This is a genomic window from Isoptericola sp. GX10416, assembly GCF_056590155.1.
Genome location: NZ_JBWPVO010000004.1, coordinates 46,743 through 64,522, shown reverse-complemented (window position 1 = coordinate 64,522; position 17,780 = coordinate 46,743). Strand labels below are relative to the sequence as shown.

General features: G+C 70.8%; 16 protein-coding genes. 7 read left to right on the top strand and 9 right to left on the bottom strand.

The window, feature by feature from the left end:
- Window positions 1–37 precede the first annotated feature (37 nt).
- Together ACWAT2_RS08010 and cspE are read right to left on the bottom strand one after the other, a co-directional pair.
- Entirely contained in the window at window positions 38–805 is a 768-nt protein-coding gene (locus ACWAT2_RS08010) for a hypothetical protein (protein ID WP_402374636.1), read from the bottom strand.
- A gap of 152 nt (window positions 806–957) precedes the next feature.
- Complete coding sequence (gene cspE / locus ACWAT2_RS08005) at window positions 958–1,161, bottom strand: transcription antiterminator/RNA stability regulator CspE (RefSeq protein WP_106265512.1); 204 nt, start codon at window positions 1,159–1,161, stop codon at window positions 958–960.
- Window positions 1,162–1,389: 228 nt separating this feature from the next.
- Between cspE and ACWAT2_RS08000 the strand changes: the two genes are divergently transcribed.
- On the top strand, window positions 1,390–2,235 hold the full coding sequence (locus ACWAT2_RS08000) for an aldo/keto reductase (RefSeq protein WP_402374633.1): 846 nt from the start codon (window positions 1,390–1,392) through the stop codon (window positions 2,233–2,235).
- Between the two features lie 188 nt (window positions 2,236–2,423).
- Window positions 2,424–3,707, top strand: a complete 1,284-nt coding sequence (locus ACWAT2_RS07995; RefSeq protein WP_402374631.1) for an ABC transporter substrate-binding protein — start codon at window positions 2,424–2,426, stop codon at window positions 3,705–3,707.
- Window positions 3,708–3,849: 142 nt separating this feature from the next.
- On the opposite strand, the gene ACWAT2_RS07990 is transcribed toward ACWAT2_RS07995, so the two are convergent.
- From ACWAT2_RS07990 to ACWAT2_RS07975, 4 genes are read right to left on the bottom strand one after another with little or no spacing between them, the layout of a single operon-like run.
- Window positions 3,850–4,638 (bottom strand): ABC transporter ATP-binding protein, encoded by a 789-nt coding sequence (locus ACWAT2_RS07990; RefSeq protein ID WP_402375106.1) that lies wholly within the window; start codon window positions 4,636–4,638, stop codon window positions 3,850–3,852.
- Window positions 4,639–4,682: 44 nt separating this feature from the next.
- A complete protein-coding gene (locus ACWAT2_RS07985) occupies window positions 4,683–5,594 on the bottom strand; it encodes an ABC transporter ATP-binding protein (protein WP_402374629.1) in 912 nt (303 codons plus the stop codon).
- Window positions 5,584–6,588, bottom strand: coding sequence for a branched-chain amino acid ABC transporter permease (locus tag ACWAT2_RS07980; RefSeq protein ID WP_402374627.1), 1,005 nt, complete (start codon window positions 6,586–6,588; stop codon window positions 5,584–5,586). Before ACWAT2_RS07980 ends, ACWAT2_RS07985 begins: the two co-directional genes overlap by 11 nt.
- 16 nt (window positions 6,589–6,604) lie before the next feature.
- Window positions 6,605–8,023, bottom strand: coding sequence for a branched-chain amino acid ABC transporter permease (locus ACWAT2_RS07975; RefSeq protein WP_402374625.1), 1,419 nt, complete (start codon window positions 8,021–8,023; stop codon window positions 6,605–6,607).
- A gap of 415 nt (window positions 8,024–8,438) precedes the next feature.
- On the opposite strand from ACWAT2_RS07975, the gene ACWAT2_RS07970 reads away from it, so the two are divergent.
- From ACWAT2_RS07970 to ACWAT2_RS07955, 4 genes are all read left to right on the top strand, one after another.
- Window positions 8,439–10,580, top strand: coding sequence for a S9 family peptidase (locus ACWAT2_RS07970; RefSeq protein ID WP_449768915.1), 2,142 nt, complete (start codon window positions 8,439–8,441; stop codon window positions 10,578–10,580).
- 84 nt (window positions 10,581–10,664) lie between these two features.
- Window positions 10,665–11,939, top strand: a complete 1,275-nt coding sequence (locus ACWAT2_RS07965) for an inorganic phosphate transporter (protein ID WP_402374621.1) — start codon at window positions 10,665–10,667, stop codon at window positions 11,937–11,939.
- The gene (locus ACWAT2_RS07960; RefSeq protein WP_402374619.1) at window positions 11,936–12,226 is read left to right on the top strand and encodes a hypothetical protein; all 291 of its coding nucleotides are present in this window, start codon (window positions 11,936–11,938) and stop codon (window positions 12,224–12,226) included. The genes ACWAT2_RS07965 and ACWAT2_RS07960 overlap by 4 nt, the downstream gene beginning before the upstream one ends.
- 260 nt (window positions 12,227–12,486) lie before the next feature.
- Window positions 12,487–13,224 (top strand): hypothetical protein, encoded by a 738-nt coding sequence (locus ACWAT2_RS07955; RefSeq protein ID WP_402374617.1) that lies wholly within the window; start codon window positions 12,487–12,489, stop codon window positions 13,222–13,224.
- Between the two features lie 107 nt (window positions 13,225–13,331).
- Here the strand turns inward: ACWAT2_RS07955 and ACWAT2_RS07950 are convergent, their stop codons facing one another.
- Window positions 13,332–14,555 carry a glycoside hydrolase family 3 N-terminal domain-containing protein gene (locus tag ACWAT2_RS07950; RefSeq protein WP_402374615.1) on the bottom strand — a complete coding sequence of 408 codons (1,224 nt, stop codon included), beginning with the start codon at window positions 14,553–14,555 and terminating at the stop codon, window positions 13,332–13,334.
- Entirely contained in the window at window positions 14,552–15,001 is a 450-nt protein-coding gene (locus ACWAT2_RS07945; RefSeq protein ID WP_402374613.1) for an SRPBCC family protein, read from the bottom strand. The genes ACWAT2_RS07950 and ACWAT2_RS07945 overlap by 4 nt, the downstream gene beginning before the upstream one ends.
- Window positions 15,002–15,379: 378 nt before the next feature.
- On the opposite strand from ACWAT2_RS07945, the gene ACWAT2_RS07940 reads away from it, so the two are divergent.
- Entirely contained in the window at window positions 15,380–16,312 is a 933-nt protein-coding gene (locus ACWAT2_RS07940) for a hypothetical protein (protein ID WP_402374611.1), read from the top strand.
- Between the two features lie 95 nt (window positions 16,313–16,407).
- Here ACWAT2_RS07940 and ACWAT2_RS07935 read toward each other — a convergent pair whose 3' ends face one another.
- A complete protein-coding gene (locus tag ACWAT2_RS07935; protein ID WP_402374609.1) occupies window positions 16,408–17,682 on the bottom strand; it encodes a threonine aldolase family protein in 1,275 nt (424 codons plus the stop codon).
- Between the last annotated feature and the right edge of the window lie 98 nt (window positions 17,683–17,780).

The following is a 17,780-nucleotide window of genomic DNA, read 5'->3' as shown; positions in this document are numbered from 1 at the left end:
GTAGTGCGGCTCGCGCCGACGTAGGTGCCCGGCCGGGTCAGATGTCGAACCCGCCGCCGTCGCCGCCGAAGAAGCCGCCACCGTCCCCACCGAAGAAGCCGCCGAAGATCCCTTCGTCACCGCCCGCTTCGCCACCACCGGCGTCCGCTGCTCCGGCCTCCCCTTCGGCGCCGCTGCCGTCGCCGGCCGCGGCAGCATCTTCGGCGACGGGAGCCGAGGGATCACCGAACATCGGGCCGAACAGCGCGTTCGCGACCGCCGAGCCGATCACGACGCCGGCGACCGTACCGAGCAGGCTGGAGCCGACCATCGCGCCGAACCCGGGTGCCGCGCCACCCTGACCGCGGAACGTGTTCTCGAGCGTGCCGGGGCTGCGCATCTCCGCACGCGTCGCCATCCGCGCCAGGGACCGGGGATCGTCCGAGGTGGCGCGCTCGGACTCCGGCACGGTCGCCCCGACCTCCGTCAGGACGCGCTGGCGCTGCTCAGGGGTGAGCTGGGAGAACGCTTCGGCGTGCGCCTGCTCGACGGCGTCCGGCGGGGCGGTGCGGAGCAGGTAGCGGTAACGGTCGATCGCGACGTCGTCCGGGTGGCGATCCGGGGCCGGGCCGGATGTGCCCGGACCAGACGAGTCCGGGCCGGACGGCGGCGCCGTCCGTGCCGCCGTCGGCTCCTGCTGGTACATGCCGGGCTGATGCGCCTGGGTGGGGGACTGGTAGCCGCGCGGTGTCCCGCCGCCGGTCATGCCGGGGATGGCGGGACGCTCGTCGCGTGACCTGCCGAGGAGTCGGTCGAGGAAGCCCATGCCGTGGGAACGCGCGGTGCCGGGCGCTGGTTCCCGGCGGACGGCGATCAGCCCGGAGACGAAGAACGGCCCGCACCTGCTGCCCTGAGGCAACGGGTGCGGGCCGTCCGCACGAGGAGAGGGCCGCCGTCAGGCGACCGTCACGCGTGAGATCAGACCGGGCGAACGTTCTCCGCCTGCGGGCCCTTGGGGCCCTGCGTGACGTCGAACTCGACCTTCTGCTCCTCCTCCAGCGAGCGGTAGCCCTGCGACTGGATCGCGGAGAAGTGAACGAACACGTCAGCGGTGCCGTCCTCGGGGGCGATGAAGCCGTAGCCCTTTTCGCTGTTGAACCACTTCACAGTTCCGGTGGCCATGGGGTACTCCTTCAAGAGTCGGCGACCCCGACTGTCGGGGGCGCTCATCACGGTGTTCGTCGTCAACTCTTGAAAGACCAAGGTCCGCCGACTCCGCTGCGTCAATCCTGACGACACAACCTCGTCGACGCAGGACGGAAGACCGTCCCGGTACGAGCAACACACTGCAACAGCCTCAACCGTACGCGAGCGCGCGCCATCGCACCAGCACAAGACACAATGTTGTGCATGACTGTTCCCAGTATCACCCTGAACAACGGTGTCCGGATCCCGCAGGTCGGCCTCGGCGTCTTCCAGGTGCCCGACGACGGCACGCAGGCGAACGTGGAGCAGGCGATCGAGCGCGGCTACCGTCACATCGACACCGCCGCGGGCTACTACAACGAGGCCGGTGTGGGAGCGGCCCTGCGCGCATCAGACATCCCGCGTGAGGAACTGTTCGTCACCACGAAGCTCCGCAACGGTGATCAGGGCTACGACTCGGCACTGCGGGCGTTCGAGGACTCGCGGCGAGCGCTGGACGTCGACGTCGTCGACCTCTACCTGATCCACTGGCCGATGCCCGGCAAGGACCTCTACGTCGAGACGTGGAAGGCGTTCGAGAAGCTGCTGGCCGACGGGGCGGTGCGAGCCATCGGCGTCTCGAACTTCCTGACGGACCACCTGGAGCGCCTGGTCAGCGCGTCGGACGTGGTCCCGGCCGTGAACCAGATAGAGGTCCACCCGACCTTCCAGCAGCTCGACGTGCAGGCCGCGTGCCGCAAGCTCGGGATCGCGGTCGAGGCCTACTCGCCGCTCGGCCGCGGTGCTGACCTGGAGGCTCCCGCGGTGGAGTCGGTCGCCTCCTCGCTCGGCGTCACGACGGCCCAGGTGGTGCTGCGCTGGCACGTCCAGCAGGGGACGATCGTCATCCCGAAGTCGTTGTCCGCGGAGCGGCAGGCGAGCAACATCGACCTCTTCGCGTTCGAGCTCGACGAGGAGCAGATGGCCGCCGTCTCGGGGCTCGACGCCGGCGCGTCGGGCCGGACCGGTTCCGACCCGGCCTCCGCGGACTTCACCCAGTTCCGCGCCTGAGAACCGGGTGTCCCGGGAGGGACACCGCGCCCAGGTGTGAGGTACATAACAGGTTCGTCACGATCCTGCAGATCTGCCGCAACTGTCACATCCCCGTCACACAATCGGGTTACGTTCAGCGCCACTACATGCGGCATTGAGTGGCCGTGGGAAGTCCGACCCCGAAGGGGAAGCACATGAATCGACGCATGACGGCTGCCAAGGGCATCGCCTTTGCAGCAGCCCTCACCCTGGGCCTTGCGGCCTGCTCCTCCGGCGCGGAGCCCGAGGGCGACTCGACCGCCGAGGAGACGACCGACGAGGCGGCGGCCGACGCCGAGCCGCTGACCATCGGCACGACGCTCCCCGTGACCGGGACCCTCTCCTTCCTCGGCCCGCCGGAGATCGCCGGCGTCGGCCTCGCGATCGCCGACATCAACGACGCGGGCGGCGTCCTCGGCAACCCGGTCCGGGTCGAGTGGGGGGACTCGGGCGACAACACCGACCTGACCACCGCCAACTCGACGGCGACCGACCACATCAGCAAGGGCGTCGACGCCGTGGTCGGCGCCGCGTCGTCCTCCGTGACCCTCGGTGTCGTGGACACCTACGTCGAGGCGCAGATCATGATGATCTCGCCGGCGAACACGTCCGCCGACCTGTCGGACTACAGCGAGTTCTACTCGCGCACGGCGCCGCCGGACACGGTCCAGGGCTCCGCGCTCGGTTCGCTCATCCTCGACGGCGGGCACCAGGACGTCGCGATGATCGTCCTCAACGACGCCTACGGCACCGGTCTGCGTGACCACACGCAGGCTGCGATCGAGGCCGGCGGCGGCTCCGTCGTCTACGGCGCCAACGGCGCCGGCGAGGAGTTCCCGCCCGGTGAGACGAACTTCGGTTCGCAGGTCTCCGCCGCTCTGGCCACGGACCCCGACGCCCTGGTCGTCATCGCCTTCGAGGAGACGACGGCGGCCGTCAACGAGCTCGTGGCGCAGGGCTGGGACTTCGACGGCACCACGTACTTCACCGACGGCAACCTGTCGAACGACTACGAGTTCGATGAGGGGACGCTCACCGGCGTCCAGGGCACCCTGCCGGGTGCGCAGGCCGACGACGACTTCAAGGAGCGCCTCAACAGCTGGTACTCCGAGAACGAGGGCGGCGAACTCGACGGCTACTCCTACGCCGCCGAGTCCTACGACGCCACGATGCTCGCCGCGCTCGCCGCCGTGCGGGGCGGGGCGACCGACGGCCCGACGATCGCGGAGAACATCCGCGCCGTCTCGGGTGCGGAGGGCGGCACCGAGGTGTCCACGTTCGCCGACGGCGTCGCTGCGCTCGAGGCCGGCGAGGAGATCCACTACACGGGTCCCTCGGGCACCGGTCCGCTGAACGAGGCCAACGACCCGTCGTCGGCCTTCATCGGCATCTACGAGTACGGCGAGGACAACCAGTACGAGTACGTGCGTCAGATCGAGGGGCAGATCTGACGATCTGACCCGCCCGGCGCACCGCCGCGCGACGGCCCGGCTGCCTCCACCACGGAGGCGGCCGGGCCGTCGTCGTCCGTCGATGCGCCGGGCCGTCCCGGCGTCTCGGTCCGTCGATGCGCCGGGCCGTCCCGGCGTCCCGCTATGTCGACGTCTCCGTCGAGGACTCCGGCTCCACCCCTGCGGCCGCTGCGTCGTCGACGTCCTCCGCGAGGGTGCCGAGGTACAGCGAGATGACCTTGGGGTCGGCCTGCAGCTCGCGCCCGGTGCCGGTGTAGGCGTCCTTGCCCTGGTCGAGCACGTAGCCGCGGTCGCAGACCTGCAGGCAGCGGCGGGCGTTCTGCTCGACCATGATCACCGAGACACCGGCCTTGTTGATCATCCGGGTGCGCAGGAACGCCTCGTCCTGGCGCACCGGGGAGAGGCCCGCCGAGGGCTCGTCCAGGAGCAGGACGGACGGGTTCATCATGAGGGCGCGGGCCATCGCCACCATCTGGCGCTCCCCGCCCGACATCGCGCCTGCCTTCTGCCCGGAGCGGTCGTGCAGCACGGGGAAGAGGTCCCCGATGAACTCCCACCGGTCCGCGAAGGTCTTCGGCTTGAGGTAGGTGCCCATCCGCATGTTCTCCGCGACGGTGAGCGAGGGGAACACGTTGTTGTTCTGGGGCACGTAACCGACGCCGTTGGCCACGAGCTTGTTGGCCTTCATGCCCGTGATCTCCCTGCCCTCCAGGGTCACGGTGCCGGAGTGGATCTTCACGAGGCCGAAGAGGGCCTTGAGCAGCGTCGACTTCCCGGCCCCGTTCGGGCCGATGATGCCGACCAGCTCACCCTTGGCGACCTTCAGGGAGCATCCGTTGAGGATGTTCACCCCCGGCAGGTAACCGGCCACGAGGTCGTCCGCGTGGAGGAGGAGATCCTTCGACTCCATGTCGCGGTCCGAGGTCAGACCGGCGTCTCGGGTTGCGGTCGTGCTCATCGCTTCTCCTCCTCGGCCTCGAGCCTGGCCAGCACCTCAGGATCGAGCAGCGCGTCGTCCCCGAGGTCGGTGTCGTGGTGGGCGCCGAGGTAGGCGTCCACCACGGCCTGGTCCTTCATCACGCTGCTGGGCGGCCCCTCGGCCACGATGCGACCCTCGGCCATGACCACGACCCAGTCGGAGATGTGCCGTACGGCGTGCATGTCGTGCTCGACGAAGAGGACGGTCATGCCCTCGTCCCGCAGCGCCTGGACGTGGCCCAGGAGCGACTGCACGAGCGCGGGGTTCACGCCGGCCATCGGCTCGTCGAGCATGACGATCTTGGGGTCGGTCATGAGGGCCCGTGCCATCTCGAGCAGCTTGCGCTGGCCGCCGGACAACGAACCGGCGTACTCGTCCGCCATCTTGTCGAGCCTGAACCGGGCGAGGATCTCCATCGCCTTGGCGGTGGCCTGGGCCTCGTGCTTCTTCCACAGGAACGGCAGCCAGGAGAGCGCGAGCCTCTCGCCGGGGTTCCTGGTCGACGCGAGGAGCATGTTCTGCAGCACGGTCAGGCGCGAGAGCGCCTTGGTGAGCTGGAACGTGCGCACCATGCCGGACTTCGCGACGGCGGCTGCGCTCTTGCCGTGGAGGGACGTGCCCTGGAAGCTCCACTCCCCGGTGTTCGGGGTGTCGAACCCGGTGAGCAGGTTGAACAGCGTGGTCTTGCCGGCACCGTTGGGCCCGATGAGCGCCGTGATGACGCCCTCCTGCACCTCGAGGTGGTCGACGTCGACGGCGGTCATGCCGCCGAACTTGCGCACGACGTGGTCGGCGACCACGAGCGGGTCCGGCTTGGCAGCACCGGGGACGTGCTCGACGGAGCGCAGCATCTCGGCTGCGGCTGTCGTGGTCTCGTCAACGGGCATTGAACGCCAGCTCCTTCTTGTTCCCGAGGATGCCCTGGGGTCGGAAGATCACCAGGAGCATCAGCGTGATGCCGACGGCCATGCCGCCGATCTGCTCCACGGTGGTGGGGTCGATGACCTCACCGACCGCGGTGCCCTCGGACAGGGCACGCATGCCCGTCCGCATGAACATGAACGCGGTGAAGAAGATCATCGAGCCGAGCACCGGCCCGAACACGGTGGCGGCACCACCGAGCAGGAGGACGGTCCAGACGAAGAACGTCATGGTGCGGCCGCCCATCGAGTCGGGGGAGATGGCCAGCTGGAGTGCGTAGACCACCCCACCCAGCGAGCCGATCGCACCACCGAGGACCAGGGCCTGGAGCTTGTACGAGTAGACGTTCTTGCCCAGTGCGCGGACGGCGTCCTCGTCCTCGCGGATCCCCTTGAGGACGCGGCCCCACGGGCTGCGCGTGATGAGCCAGACGAACAGCAGCAGCAGGATCACCAGACCCCAGGCGACGATGCGGGTCCACCACGAGTCGGAGCCGGTGTTGATGTACTCGAACGGCCCCAGCGTGGTGAAACCCTCGGGGAGCGGCGACAGCTCGAGGTACGGGTCCTTGTAGTGCCGGCCCTGCAGGCCGGACGAGGCCCCGGTCCACTCCTGCCAGAGGGTGGACCTGCCGAGCCATCTGACGATCTCGGCGGCGGAGATCGTCACGATGGCGAGATAGTCGCCTCGCAGCTGGAGCGTGGGCATGCCCAGCACGAGGGCGAACAGGGTGCCCGCGGCGAGGGAGACCAGGACGGCGAGCCAGATGGGCCCCCCGGCGATGAGGGTGATGGCGAACCCGTACGCCCCGAGGAGCATGAAGCCGGCCTGCCCCATGTTGAGCAGGCCCGTGTACCCGAAGTGCAGGTTCAGTCCGATGGCAGCGATGGCGTACGCCGCCGTCGTCGGGGCGAGGATCTCGCCGAGCGACTGCGTGAGGATGCGGAGAAAGTCTTCCATGGTCTTCTAGCTCCCTTCAGCCGACCCGCTCGGAGCGGCCGAGGATGCCCTGCGGCCTGAACAGGAGCACGAGGATGAGGATCACCAGCGCCGAGGCGTAGCGCAGGTCGCTGGGGATCACGAGGTTGGACAGCTCCACGACCTGCCCGATGAGGAGCGAGCCGACCATCGCGCCGAAGGCGGTCCCGAGACCGCCGAGCGTGACGGCCGCGAACATGAGCAGCAGAAGCTGGACACCGAGCTGCCAGTTGAACGATCCGAAGGAGATGCCCCACATGAGTCCGGCGAGGGCGGCGAAGCCGGTCGCCATGATCCACACGACGCGGATGACCTTGTCGGGGTCGATGCCGGTGGCGGACGCGAGCGCGGGGTTGTCCGACACCGCGCGGGTGGCCTGACCCAACCGGGTGCGCGTGAGGAAGAACGCGATGGCGACGATGCACACGAGTGCGACGATCATGGAGACCCAGGACGCGATGCTCAGGGTGACTCCGGCGATCGTCAGCGGCCGCGGATTCTGGGACAGGATGCGTTCGGAACCACCACCGATCAGCAGCTGGATCACGTACTGCAGCGTGATCGAGAGCCCGATGGAGACGATCATCAGCTGCATCACCGGCACGTTGCGTTTGCGCAGCGGGCGCCAGATACCCGCGTCCTGGGCGGCACCCGTCAGGGCGCAGAGCGCGATGGTCAGCAGCCCGCCGACCCAGATGGACATCCCCAGCTGGTTGATGAAGATGAAGCCGAGCGCGGCACCGAGCGCGAACTGCTCACCGTGCGCGAAGTTCGACAGCCCCGTGGTGCCGAAGACCAGGTTGAGCCCGATCGACGCCAGCGCGAGCAGGAGCCCGAACCGCAGCCCGGAACCGATCTGCTGCCAGACCTGCGAGAGCGAGAACGCCCGCTGGGAGGCGTCGCCCTCGGGCGCGGCCTCCACGCCTTCGTCGTCCGTCGTGGCGGGGGCCCCCGCACCGGCGTCGCCGTCCGTGGCGGTCGGCGAGGCCGGGACCTCGGCCTCGGCGCCGACCCGGAACGCTGCCCGGGCCGTGCCACCGATCTGGGCGGGTACCTCGACCTGCGTCTCCGCACCGTCGGGCAGCGGCTGGTCGGCGGGCAGGGTGCCCGGGTCGATCTCGACCGTGAAGCGGCCGGTGCCGGGGACGGCGACCGCGACGGGTCCGTCCGCCGTCGTGGTCAGGTCCGCGCTGAAGCCTTCGCCGGTCACGGTGATCGCCACGTCACCGACGTGGTCGTTGTCGGCGGTCAGCACCATCGCGGCCACGCAGGCCGTCTCGTCGTCAGGTTCGCAGGATGCGTCGTCGGTGCTCGCCGTCGCTGGTGGTGCGACGAGCATCGCGGGCAGGAGCACGAGCGCGATCGCCGCGAGCAGGCGGCTCCATCGGCTCGTGATGGTGGGTCGGTCCGCTGTCATCGGACGGGGTCCTCCGTCGGGTCAAGGTCAGATGCCCCGGGTCACCCCGGGACGCGACCGCACCGGTGCCGACCATGTAGGCGTGCTGAAGCCCCCATTGACCGGCGAGCGGTACGAACGTGCGGGAAGTGTAGCGGCGCACTGTGACGTGGACGACACCCCTGTGTCACACGGGGATGACGCGAACGGGTGATATCGGGGCATCGCGCGGCTCCGGCGGTCCTGCGGGAGCAAACCGTTGCAGAGACGTGACCATCGAGGCTCCCGTGACCGACGGCAAAGGTCCAGCCCTGCTGTCCGCCCTGCGCCGTACGCTGGTCGGGTGCCCGACGACGTCACTCCCGCCCAGCCCAGACCGGTCCGGCCCGAGCCCGCAGCCCCCGACACCCACACGCGTCCCGCGCCGAGCGCTCCGGTGGCGGACCGCCGCCCGACGGAGCGCACCCATCACGGCCACACGTTCGTCGACGAGTACGAGTGGTTGCGCGCCGCGGACGACCCGGAGGTGATCGCGCACCTCGAGGCCGAGAACGCCTGGACGCAGGCGCAGCTCGCCCACCTGGAACCCTTGCGCGACCGGATCTTCCACGAGATCAAGGACCGCACGCTCGAGTCGGACCTGTCGGTGCCCGTCCGCCAGGGCGACCACTGGTACTACGTGCGCACCGTCGAGGGTCAGCAGTACCCGCTGCACGCTCGCGTACCGGTCTCGGGCCCGGACGACTGGACCCCGCCGTCGCTCGATCCGGGCGAGGTCCCCGCCGGCGAGCAGGTGCTCCTGGACCAGAACGCGGAGGCCGAGGGGCACGACTTCTTCTCGCTCGGCTCCTTCGCGGTCTCCGGGGACGGCGGCCGACTGGTCTACGCCGTGGACACCACCGGCGACGAGCGCTACACGGTGCGGGTGCGCGACCTGACCACGGGCGCGGACCTGCCGGACACGATCGAGCAGACGTTCCCCGGCGCGGTCATCAGCCCGGACGGGCGCTACGTCTTCTACCCGACGGTCGACGACGCCTGGCGGCCGGACAGGATCTGGCGGCACGAGGTCGGGCAACCGGCGAGCGACGACGTCATGGTCCTCGAGGAGCCGGACGAGCGCTTCTGGCTCGGTGTCGGCCTCTCCCGCGACGACCGGTTCCTGCAGATCGAGCTGGGGTCCAAGAGCACGAGCGAGTCCTGGATCCTCGAGGCAAACGACCCGGCGGGGGAGTTCCGGGTGGTGTGGGAGCGCCGCGAGGGCGTCGAGTACACGGTCGAGCCCACGCTGCTGCCGGGTCGTGGTCCGGCGCTCCTGATCCTGCACAACGAGCGGGCGCAGAACTTCGAGCTGGTCACCGCCGAGGTGCCCCCCGCCGGGGCCGGGCCGGCGGACCCCGCCGCGGCCGCCGTCGTCGTCCCCCACGACCCGGACGTGCGGCTGGAGGCGGTGGACGCGTTCTCGACCCACGTGGTGCTCGCCGTGCGCCGCGACGCCACGCCGCGCGTCGCCGTCGTGGCGCTCGACGGGCTGGTGCCGGGCGTGCCGTGGACCGCGCGCGAGCTGGAGTTCGACGAGCCGCTGCACTCGGCGGAGCTGGCCGCCAACCCGGAGTTCGCGACGCCGGCGCTGCGCGTGCACGGCACGTCGTTCGTCACGCCGCCCACGGTCTACGACATCGACCTGGCGACCGGTGAGCGGGTGGTGCGCAAGCGCCAGGAGGTCCTCGGCGGCTACGACCCGCGCGACTACGCCCAGAGCCGCGAGTGGGCGACGGCCGAGGACGGCACCCGGGTGCCGATCTCGCTCGTCTGGAAGCGTGACGCGGTCACGCTCGACGCCGCGGGCACCGGGGCGGACCCGGCTCCGCTGCTGCTCTACGGCTACGGCGCCTACGAGATCAGCATGGACCCCTACTTCAGCGTGCCGCGCTTGTCGCTCCTGGACCGCGGGGTCGTGTTCGCCGTCGCGCACGTGCGGGGCGGCGGGGAGATGGGCCGCGCCTGGTACGAGGGCGGCCGGCTGGACCGCAAGCGCAACACGTTCACGGACTTCGTGGCGTGCGCCGAGCACCTGGTCGGCACGGGCTGGACGACGCCGGAGCGCATGGTGGCCGACGGCGGTAGCGCGGGCGGGCTCCTCATGGGTGCGGTCGCGAACCTGGCCCCGGAGAAGTTCGCGGGCGTGCTCGCCGGGGTGCCGTTCGTCGATGCGCTGACCTCGATCCTGGACCCGTCGCTGCCGCTGACCGTCGTGGAGTGGGAGGAGTGGGGCAACCCGCTCGCCGACCCGGAGGTGTACGAGTACATGCGCTCGTACTCGCCGTACGAGAACGTGCCCGACGACGCCTCGCACTACCCGCGGATCCTGGCGGTCACGTCGTTGCACGACACGCGGGTGCTGTACGTCGAGCCGGCCAAGTGGGTGGCGCGCCTGCGGGCCGCGGGGGCGCCGGCGCTGCTCAAGATCGAGATGTCGGCGGGTCACGGCGGGGTGTCCGGGCGCTATGCCCGCTGGGAGGAGATCGCGTTCGAGCACGCGTGGACGCTGCAGACGCTGGGGCTCGCAGAAAGTTAACAGAAGGTGAACAGATGAGGAACAGTTCACCGTGTGCTCGGACGATGGTCGCGTGCAGTTCATCGGCAGCCCCACCATGGACGGGTGACCGAGACGCTCCTGCTCGTGCTCGTCGTCGTGACGGCTCTGGCCTTCGACTTCACGAACGGCTTCCATGACACCGGCAACGCGATGGCGACGTCCATCGCGACCCGCGCGCTCAAGCCCCGGGCGGCCGTGCTGCTGTCCGCCGTGCTCAACATGGCGGGCGCGTTCCTCTCCCTGGCCGTGGCCGCGACGATCGCCAAGGGTCTCGTGGACGCCGGCGCGATCAGCCTCGAAGTCGTCTTCGCCGGGCTGGTGGGCGGCATCGTGTGGAACCTGCTCACCTGGTTGTTCGGGTTGCCGTCGAGCTCGTCGCACGCCCTCGTCGGCGGTGTGATCGGTTCGGTGCTGGCTGCCGCCGGCACCTCCGGCGTCCTCTGGTCCGGCGTGCTGTCCAAGGTGCTCCTGCCCGCGCTGCTGGCGCCGGTCATCGCGATCGGTGTGGCCTCGGTGGGCACCTTCCTCGTGGCCCGCCTGACCCGCGGCGTCTCGCAGGACGTCACCACGCGGGGCTTCCGCTGGGGCCAGGTGGGCTCCGCGTCGCTGGTGTCCCTGGCGCACGGCACGAACGACGCCCAGAAGTCGATGGGCATCATCCTGCTGGCCCTCATCACCGCCGGCGCCGTCCCCGCGGACTCCAGCGTGCCGTTCTGGGTGATCGTCTCCTGCGCGTTCTTCATGGCGCTCGGCACCTACCTGGGCGGCTGGCGGATCATCCGCACGCTCGGCAAGGGCCTCGTCGAGATCGACAGCCGCCAGGGCATGGCCGCCGAGACGTCGTCCGCCGCGGTGATCCTGCTCTCGAGCCACTTCGGCTTCTCCCTGTCCACGACGCACGTGGCGACCGGCTCGATCCTCGGCTCCGGTGTCGGCATGCCCGGCGCGAAGGTGCGCTGGGGCGTCGCCGGCCGGATGCTCGCGGCGTGGGGCCTGACGCTGCCGGCGGCCGGCCTCGTCGGTGCGGTGTGCTTCTGGATCCAGCACGTCGTCGGAGGGTTCTTCGGCACCCTGCTGGTCTTCGCGCTGCTGGTCGGCACCTCGATCGCCATCTGGGTGGCCTCGCGGCGCAAGCCGGTCGACCACAACAACGTCAACGAGGAGTGGGACGAGGCCAAGGGCGCCCGCCTGCGGACGTCCGTGGCGACCACGGGCGAGGTCGGCGAGCCGCAGGTCGGGCCTGTCGTCGAGGAGCGCCGGGCCTCGGCGATGGCATCCGCGATCTCGACGACCGGCTCGGGCGCGACGAGCACCGACGGCAAGGGGAGGCAGTCATGAACGGACTCGTCGAGTGGAGCGCTCTCGGCCAGGTGGTCGTGGCGGGCCTCGTCCTCGGTGCGGGCATCCCCGCGCTGTTCGCGCTGGGGCTGCGTCTCGTGGCCGGGACCTCGCAGGAGGACCCGGACGCCGCGCAGCGCCGTCGGACGTCCACCGACACGAAGGGCCCGGTCGTCATCGCGCGGCCCTCGCCCGCCCGGCTCGTCGGCGCGCTGCTCTGTTTCGGCACGGTCGTCGGCGCGGTCGCGGCAGGTCTGGTCTTCCTCGCGGCCGGCGGGCACTCCTGAGCCCGAGCGGGTGAAATCCCGGCGCGACGCGCCGCATGCTGGGACCGAGGGCGATCCAGGCCCGCGTGCGTCTAAGATCCTGCGCGTCAGGTCGCAAGCCTCGCCGATGGCGCATGCCAGAGCCGGGCCGACGACGTAGCCCGAGCTGCGCGTGGGAAAGGTTCTCTGGTTGGGTCAGCGGCCTGCCAGCACGCCTGCACGCGCACTCGGAGCGTCCGTCACGGGGCCGACACCGGAATCGACCCTCTGGAAGGATCTCCATGCGCACAGCACTCAAGCTTGCCGCCACGACGGTGGCAGCGGCCTCGCTCCTGCTCGGTGGCCTCGTGGCACCCGCCTCGGCCGCGACGAGCTCGCCCGTCAACGTCACCTCGGTGTCGGTGAAGCCCAGCTATGGCGGCGCCGCCATCAGCTCGAAGACGAAGTACTACCGGATCACCACCAAGGCGAAGATCTCGGGCCTCGACGGCTGGGCCGACATCTACGGTGACGTGTACCGCGGCAGCAAGCGCGTGGCGTCCAAGGTGGACCTCGGCTACGCGTACCCGGGCGGCAAGAACCTCACCGGCTACCTCACGGCGAAGTCGTCCTGGGGCCGCGGCAAGTTCAAGGTGAAGAACGTCCGCGTCGTCTACGACTCCAAGACCTACAAGGACACGAAGGTCTCGGGCGGCTCGTTCAAGATGAAGTCCGCGATCGACGGCAAGCTCAAGTACGGCAACGTCGTCCACGTGAAGGCCAACGGCAAGAAGAAGACCGTCAAGGTCGGCGTCAAGCAGTACACGTCGAAGAAGGCCTGGGAGCCCTACGCGGGCAAGAAGGTCAAGATCCAGCACAAGGTCGGCGGCAAGTGGAAGACCAAGAAGACCGTCAAGCTCAACAAGAAGGGCAAGGCGACGTACAAGTTCTCCACGAGCAAGCGCGTCAAGTACCGCGTCGTGGTGCCCTCCACCTCCACGGTGGTCGGCGGTCGGACCGCGGGGACCTCGCGCATCTGACACCGGCGTCGCGTCCCGCGCGACACCACGAAGGCCTCCCGGGGGGCCGGGGCGCGTTGCCGCTCCCGCCACGGGAGGCCTTTCGTCGTCCGGCAGCGGCTCGGGCGCTAGTCCCCGAGCGAGGCCTTGGCGGTCAGCACCCGTCCGACGGCGGCATCCACTTTCGCAGCGAACTCGGCGTCGTCCTGGGCCCGGGCCACGAGCGCGTCGGCCATCGCGGGCACGACCGTCGGGTCCGCGGACGCCAGGACGAGGTCCGCACCGGCGCCGACGGCCTCGAGCGCTCGCTCCGCCGGGGCGAGGCCCGTCACCGCCGCGGCCGCCGAGACGTCGTCGGTCACGACTACCCCGTCGAAGCCCAGGTCCTCGCGGAGCAGCCCCACCACCGCCGGGGAGAAGGCTGCCGGGTTCTCCGTGTCGATCCGGGTGTAGACGGCGTTCGAGAGCATGACGAACCGCGCTCCGGCGTCGATCCCGTCGGCGAAGACCTCGACCGACGCGGAGCCTGCGGTCACCGAGTCGTCGGTCACGCGCTCGGTGGTGTCCGTGTTCCGGGTGACGTGCCCCAGGCCGGGGAAGTGCTTGATCACGGGCTCCACGCCCGAGGCCTGCATCCCTGCGGAGAACGCGGTCGCCGAGCGCACCACCGACTGCGCGGTGTTGCCGTAGTTGCGCGAGAAGTAGCCGATCGGTGCGTTGGCGGACTGGTTGTCGGCCGGCACGAGGTCCATCACAGGCGCCAGGTTGAGGTTGACGCCCGCGTCCGCGAGCTCGGCGCCCCAGGCGGTGGCCTCCTCCTCGAGCCGTTCGGCGTCCCACGTCGCCTGCTCCGTCGCCCGCGGCAGCTCGGAGAAGCCGGGACCGCGCAGCACCTGGACCGACCCGCCCTCCTGGTCGGTCGCGACGAGCATCGGCGGCGCGTCGTCCGGCGCCAGGCCGATCGCCGACTCCACGAGCCCGCGCGTCGCCTCGAGACCCGCCTCGCTGCGGCCGTGCAGGAACACGTTGCCCACGTGGTGGTCCTCGATCGCCGTCCGGGTCGCGTCCCCCACGGTCGCGGCGTCGGCGGGTGTCCCCACCACGAGCAGCTGGCCCACCTTCTGCTCGATGCTCCACCCGGCCGCAGGGTCCTGCGGGTCCGGGGTGCCGCCGTCGGGCACCGCGGACGGCGAGGGCAGCGGGACCGGGGTGCCCGACGGCGAGGGACCGGTCGCGCTGCCGGGGCCGGGCCGCTCGGGGGCGGGGGTCGGTGCGGGCTGCGACCCCGGGCCGCCGCAGGCGGCGAGGGCCGCGCAGGTGAGCGCGACCAGCGCGGCCGTCCGGCGTCTCACGGGCCCGAGGTCGGGGCCGAGTCCCGGTGCGCGAGCGTGGAGAGGGCGTCGCGCCAGTGCTGCTCGGAGCGGGTGGCGTGCTCGGCGGTGTCGATGTTGCCCTGCTGCACCGTCACCTGGGTGCCGCCGTCGTCGGCCACGAGGGTGATGCGGATCTCGTGGTAGCTCGCGGGGACGTCGGGGAGCTCGCTGAGCGGCGAGTAGTGCGTGAAGTGCAGCAGGTGCGGGCGGTCGACGGCGATGACCTGGCCCTTGTCGGCGAACTGGCGGCCGAAGAAGTGGCCCTCGAACGTGATCGGGCTGCCGGGTCGGAAGTCGGTCTCGATGTTGGCGCCGAGCATCCAGCGGGCGCCCGGGTGCATCAGCTCGTTCCAGACCCGTTCCGGCGGCTCGGCGACGTGGGTCGAGGCGGTGGCGGTGAACCCGGTGGCGTGCTCGGTCGTCATGGCGGCTCCTGGGCTGGTGAGCGGGCGGGCCGCCCCGTCGCGGCCTGTCAGCACGACCGTAACGCGCCGGTCGTGACCCGGCCGAATCGGGCGTCCCGGTTCCGTGCGGCCGTCCAGTCCGGCGTGTCCGTTCCGCTCTGCGAGACCGTTCCGCTCCGCTCTGGCCGTTTTACCGATGTCGGTAGTTCGTGTCGAGATCGGTAGTGCGCACTACCGATCTCGACACGAACTACCGACATCGGCAAAACGTTGGAGGCTGCCGGTGGAGAGCGGTCGCCCGCAGGCCGCGCAACGGTTCTCGGCGGTCCACTGTGGCGGTCGTCCACAGGGCAGCGCGGAGGCGCCGCGCGCACCGTCGGCCGGCGCCAAGGTGCCTGCATGACGACCGAGATTCTCATCGCACGCGAGCATCACCGCCTCCGTCTTCGTGAAGCGCTCCGGAACGGCTCTATCGAGAGGTTGCGCCACGGCGCCTACCGGCTGAAGCAACCGAGCAAGGACGCGCGGGCGGTCGCCGAACGCAAGCGGGCGCTCGACCGGATCCGCGCTGTCCACCGCCAGCTGCGTGCTGAGCACGTCTTCAGCCATGACAGCGCCGCGCTCCTCTGGGGCATGCGCTGCTGGCGGTCTCCCGCGAAGATCCACGTGCTGCAGGCATATCGGGCCGGCAAGGCTGCCGCCCAGGACATCGTCCGACGGCGCCCGCTGCCGCTGACGGTCGCGACGGTCGACGACATCCCGGTGACGGACCGCGCCGAGACCGTGGCCGACTGCCTGCGGACCATGCCTCCGCTGGACGGGCTCGTCCTGCTCGACGGCGCACTGGCGAACGGGCTCGACGAGGGCCGGGTGCGCGAGCACGTGGAGCGGAGGAACAAGCAGAGAGGGCGGGCGATCGCGAGGCATCTTCTCAGCCTGGCCGACCCTGGGGCCGAGTCCGCCTGGGAGTCGTTCATCCGCTATCTCGCGGCGCATGCGGGCCTCCCGCGCCCGCGGACACAGCTGCCGGTCGAGACCGCGGAAGGGCTGTACCGCGTGGACCTCGGCTGGCTCGACCACGGCGTGCTCGCCGAGTTCGACGGTCAGATCAAGTATGTCGACGGGGCCTTCGGGGCGGAGTACGACGCGGACGCGGCACGGTTCGCGGAGAAGCTTCGCGACGATGCGATCACTGCCGCGACCGGTGTGCGGCCGCTGCGCTTCACAGCGAAGGACGGTTCCGTCAGAGCGATGCGCAAGCTCGTCGCGGCGTTCCCCGGGGACGTGCGGCGTGCTGCGCGGATCGACCCGTTGCTGCCCTTCCCATCCTGACCCGTGTGCCGTTCTACCGATGTCGGCAATCCGTGTCGAGATCGGTAGTGCGCACTACCGATCTCGACACGGATTGCCGACATCGGTAAAACGCATCACAGGGCGGTGACGACGGCCTCGACGAACGCGTCCACCGCGGCGGCCGGGGTGTCCCACGAGCACATCCAGCGCACCTCGACCCGGTCCGGGGTCTCGCCGGGAGCCCAGTCGTAGAACCGCGCCCGCTCGCGCACCCGGTCGGCCGCCACTCTCGGCAACGTCGCGAACACCGCGTTCGCCTCGACGGGCCGCGTGATGCGCACGCCGCCGACGGCGGAGCTCACCTCCGGCGCGGATGCTCCACCCGGTGCCGGGTCGAGCGCCCCGGCGGCGTCCAGGCCGTCCCGCAGCCGGGCCGCCATCGCGTTGGCGTGCACGGCGTTGCGCCACCACAGCGGTTCGACGGCGGTGTCTGCGCCGAGAACACCGGTGCCGCGGGCACCGGCGCCCGCGGCGCCTGCGGCACCCGCCGCGACCGGTTCCGCCGCGACGCCGCCGCCCACCGGCGTACCCGGCTCTCCGAGCAGCGCCAGGAGCTGTGCCGAGACGAACCGCGCTTTCGACGCGAGCTGCATCGTCGACTTGCGCAGGTACGGCACCGCGGCGGCCGCGCGCCGCCGCAACCCAGCGCCGTCGTACCCTGCGCCGTCGTACCCGGGGGCGGCGTCGTCCGGCCCGAGCACCACGACGGCCTCGCCGATCATGCCGCCGATCTTGGCGGCGCCGAGCGAGACGACGTCGACGCCGAGGTCGGTGGTGAGCGCGCGCAGGGAGCAGCCGAGCGCGGCGGCAGCGTTGGCGAGCCGTGACCCGTCCACGTGCACCGCCATGCCGAGCGAGTGCGCGGTGTCGGTCAGCGCCCGCAGCGCCTCGACGGAGTAGACGGTCCCGAGCTCGGTGGACTGTGTGAGTGACAGCACACCGGGGTGGGCGCGGTGCACGTCGTGGCGCTGCCCGGCCCACCGTTCCACGTGGAACGGCTCGATCCGCCCGTCCACCGAGGGGCAGGGCAGCATCTTGAGCCCGCCGACCCGCTCGGGCGCACCGTTCTCGTCGGTGTTGACGTGCGCGACGTCGGAGGTCACCACGCCGCCCCAGCGCTCCGACAGCGCCATGAGGGAGACGACGTTCGCGCCGGTGCCGTTGATCAGCGGGAACGCGACCGCGCCGGGGCCGAACACCTCGGCGACGCGGGTGCCGAGGCGTGCCGTCCACGGGTCGTCCCCGTAGGCGACGGCGAACCCGGCGTTGGCGGCGGTGATCGCGGCGAGCACCTCGGGATGGGTGCCGGCGTAGTTGTCGGACGCGAACGGCGGGAGCGGCGTGGTCACCGGACCAGGCTAGGACCCGGCACGGCGCGTCGTGACGTGTCGTGATCCACAGCGTGGTCCGGAACGGCGACGAGGCCCCGAGCGTCATAACCTCGAGA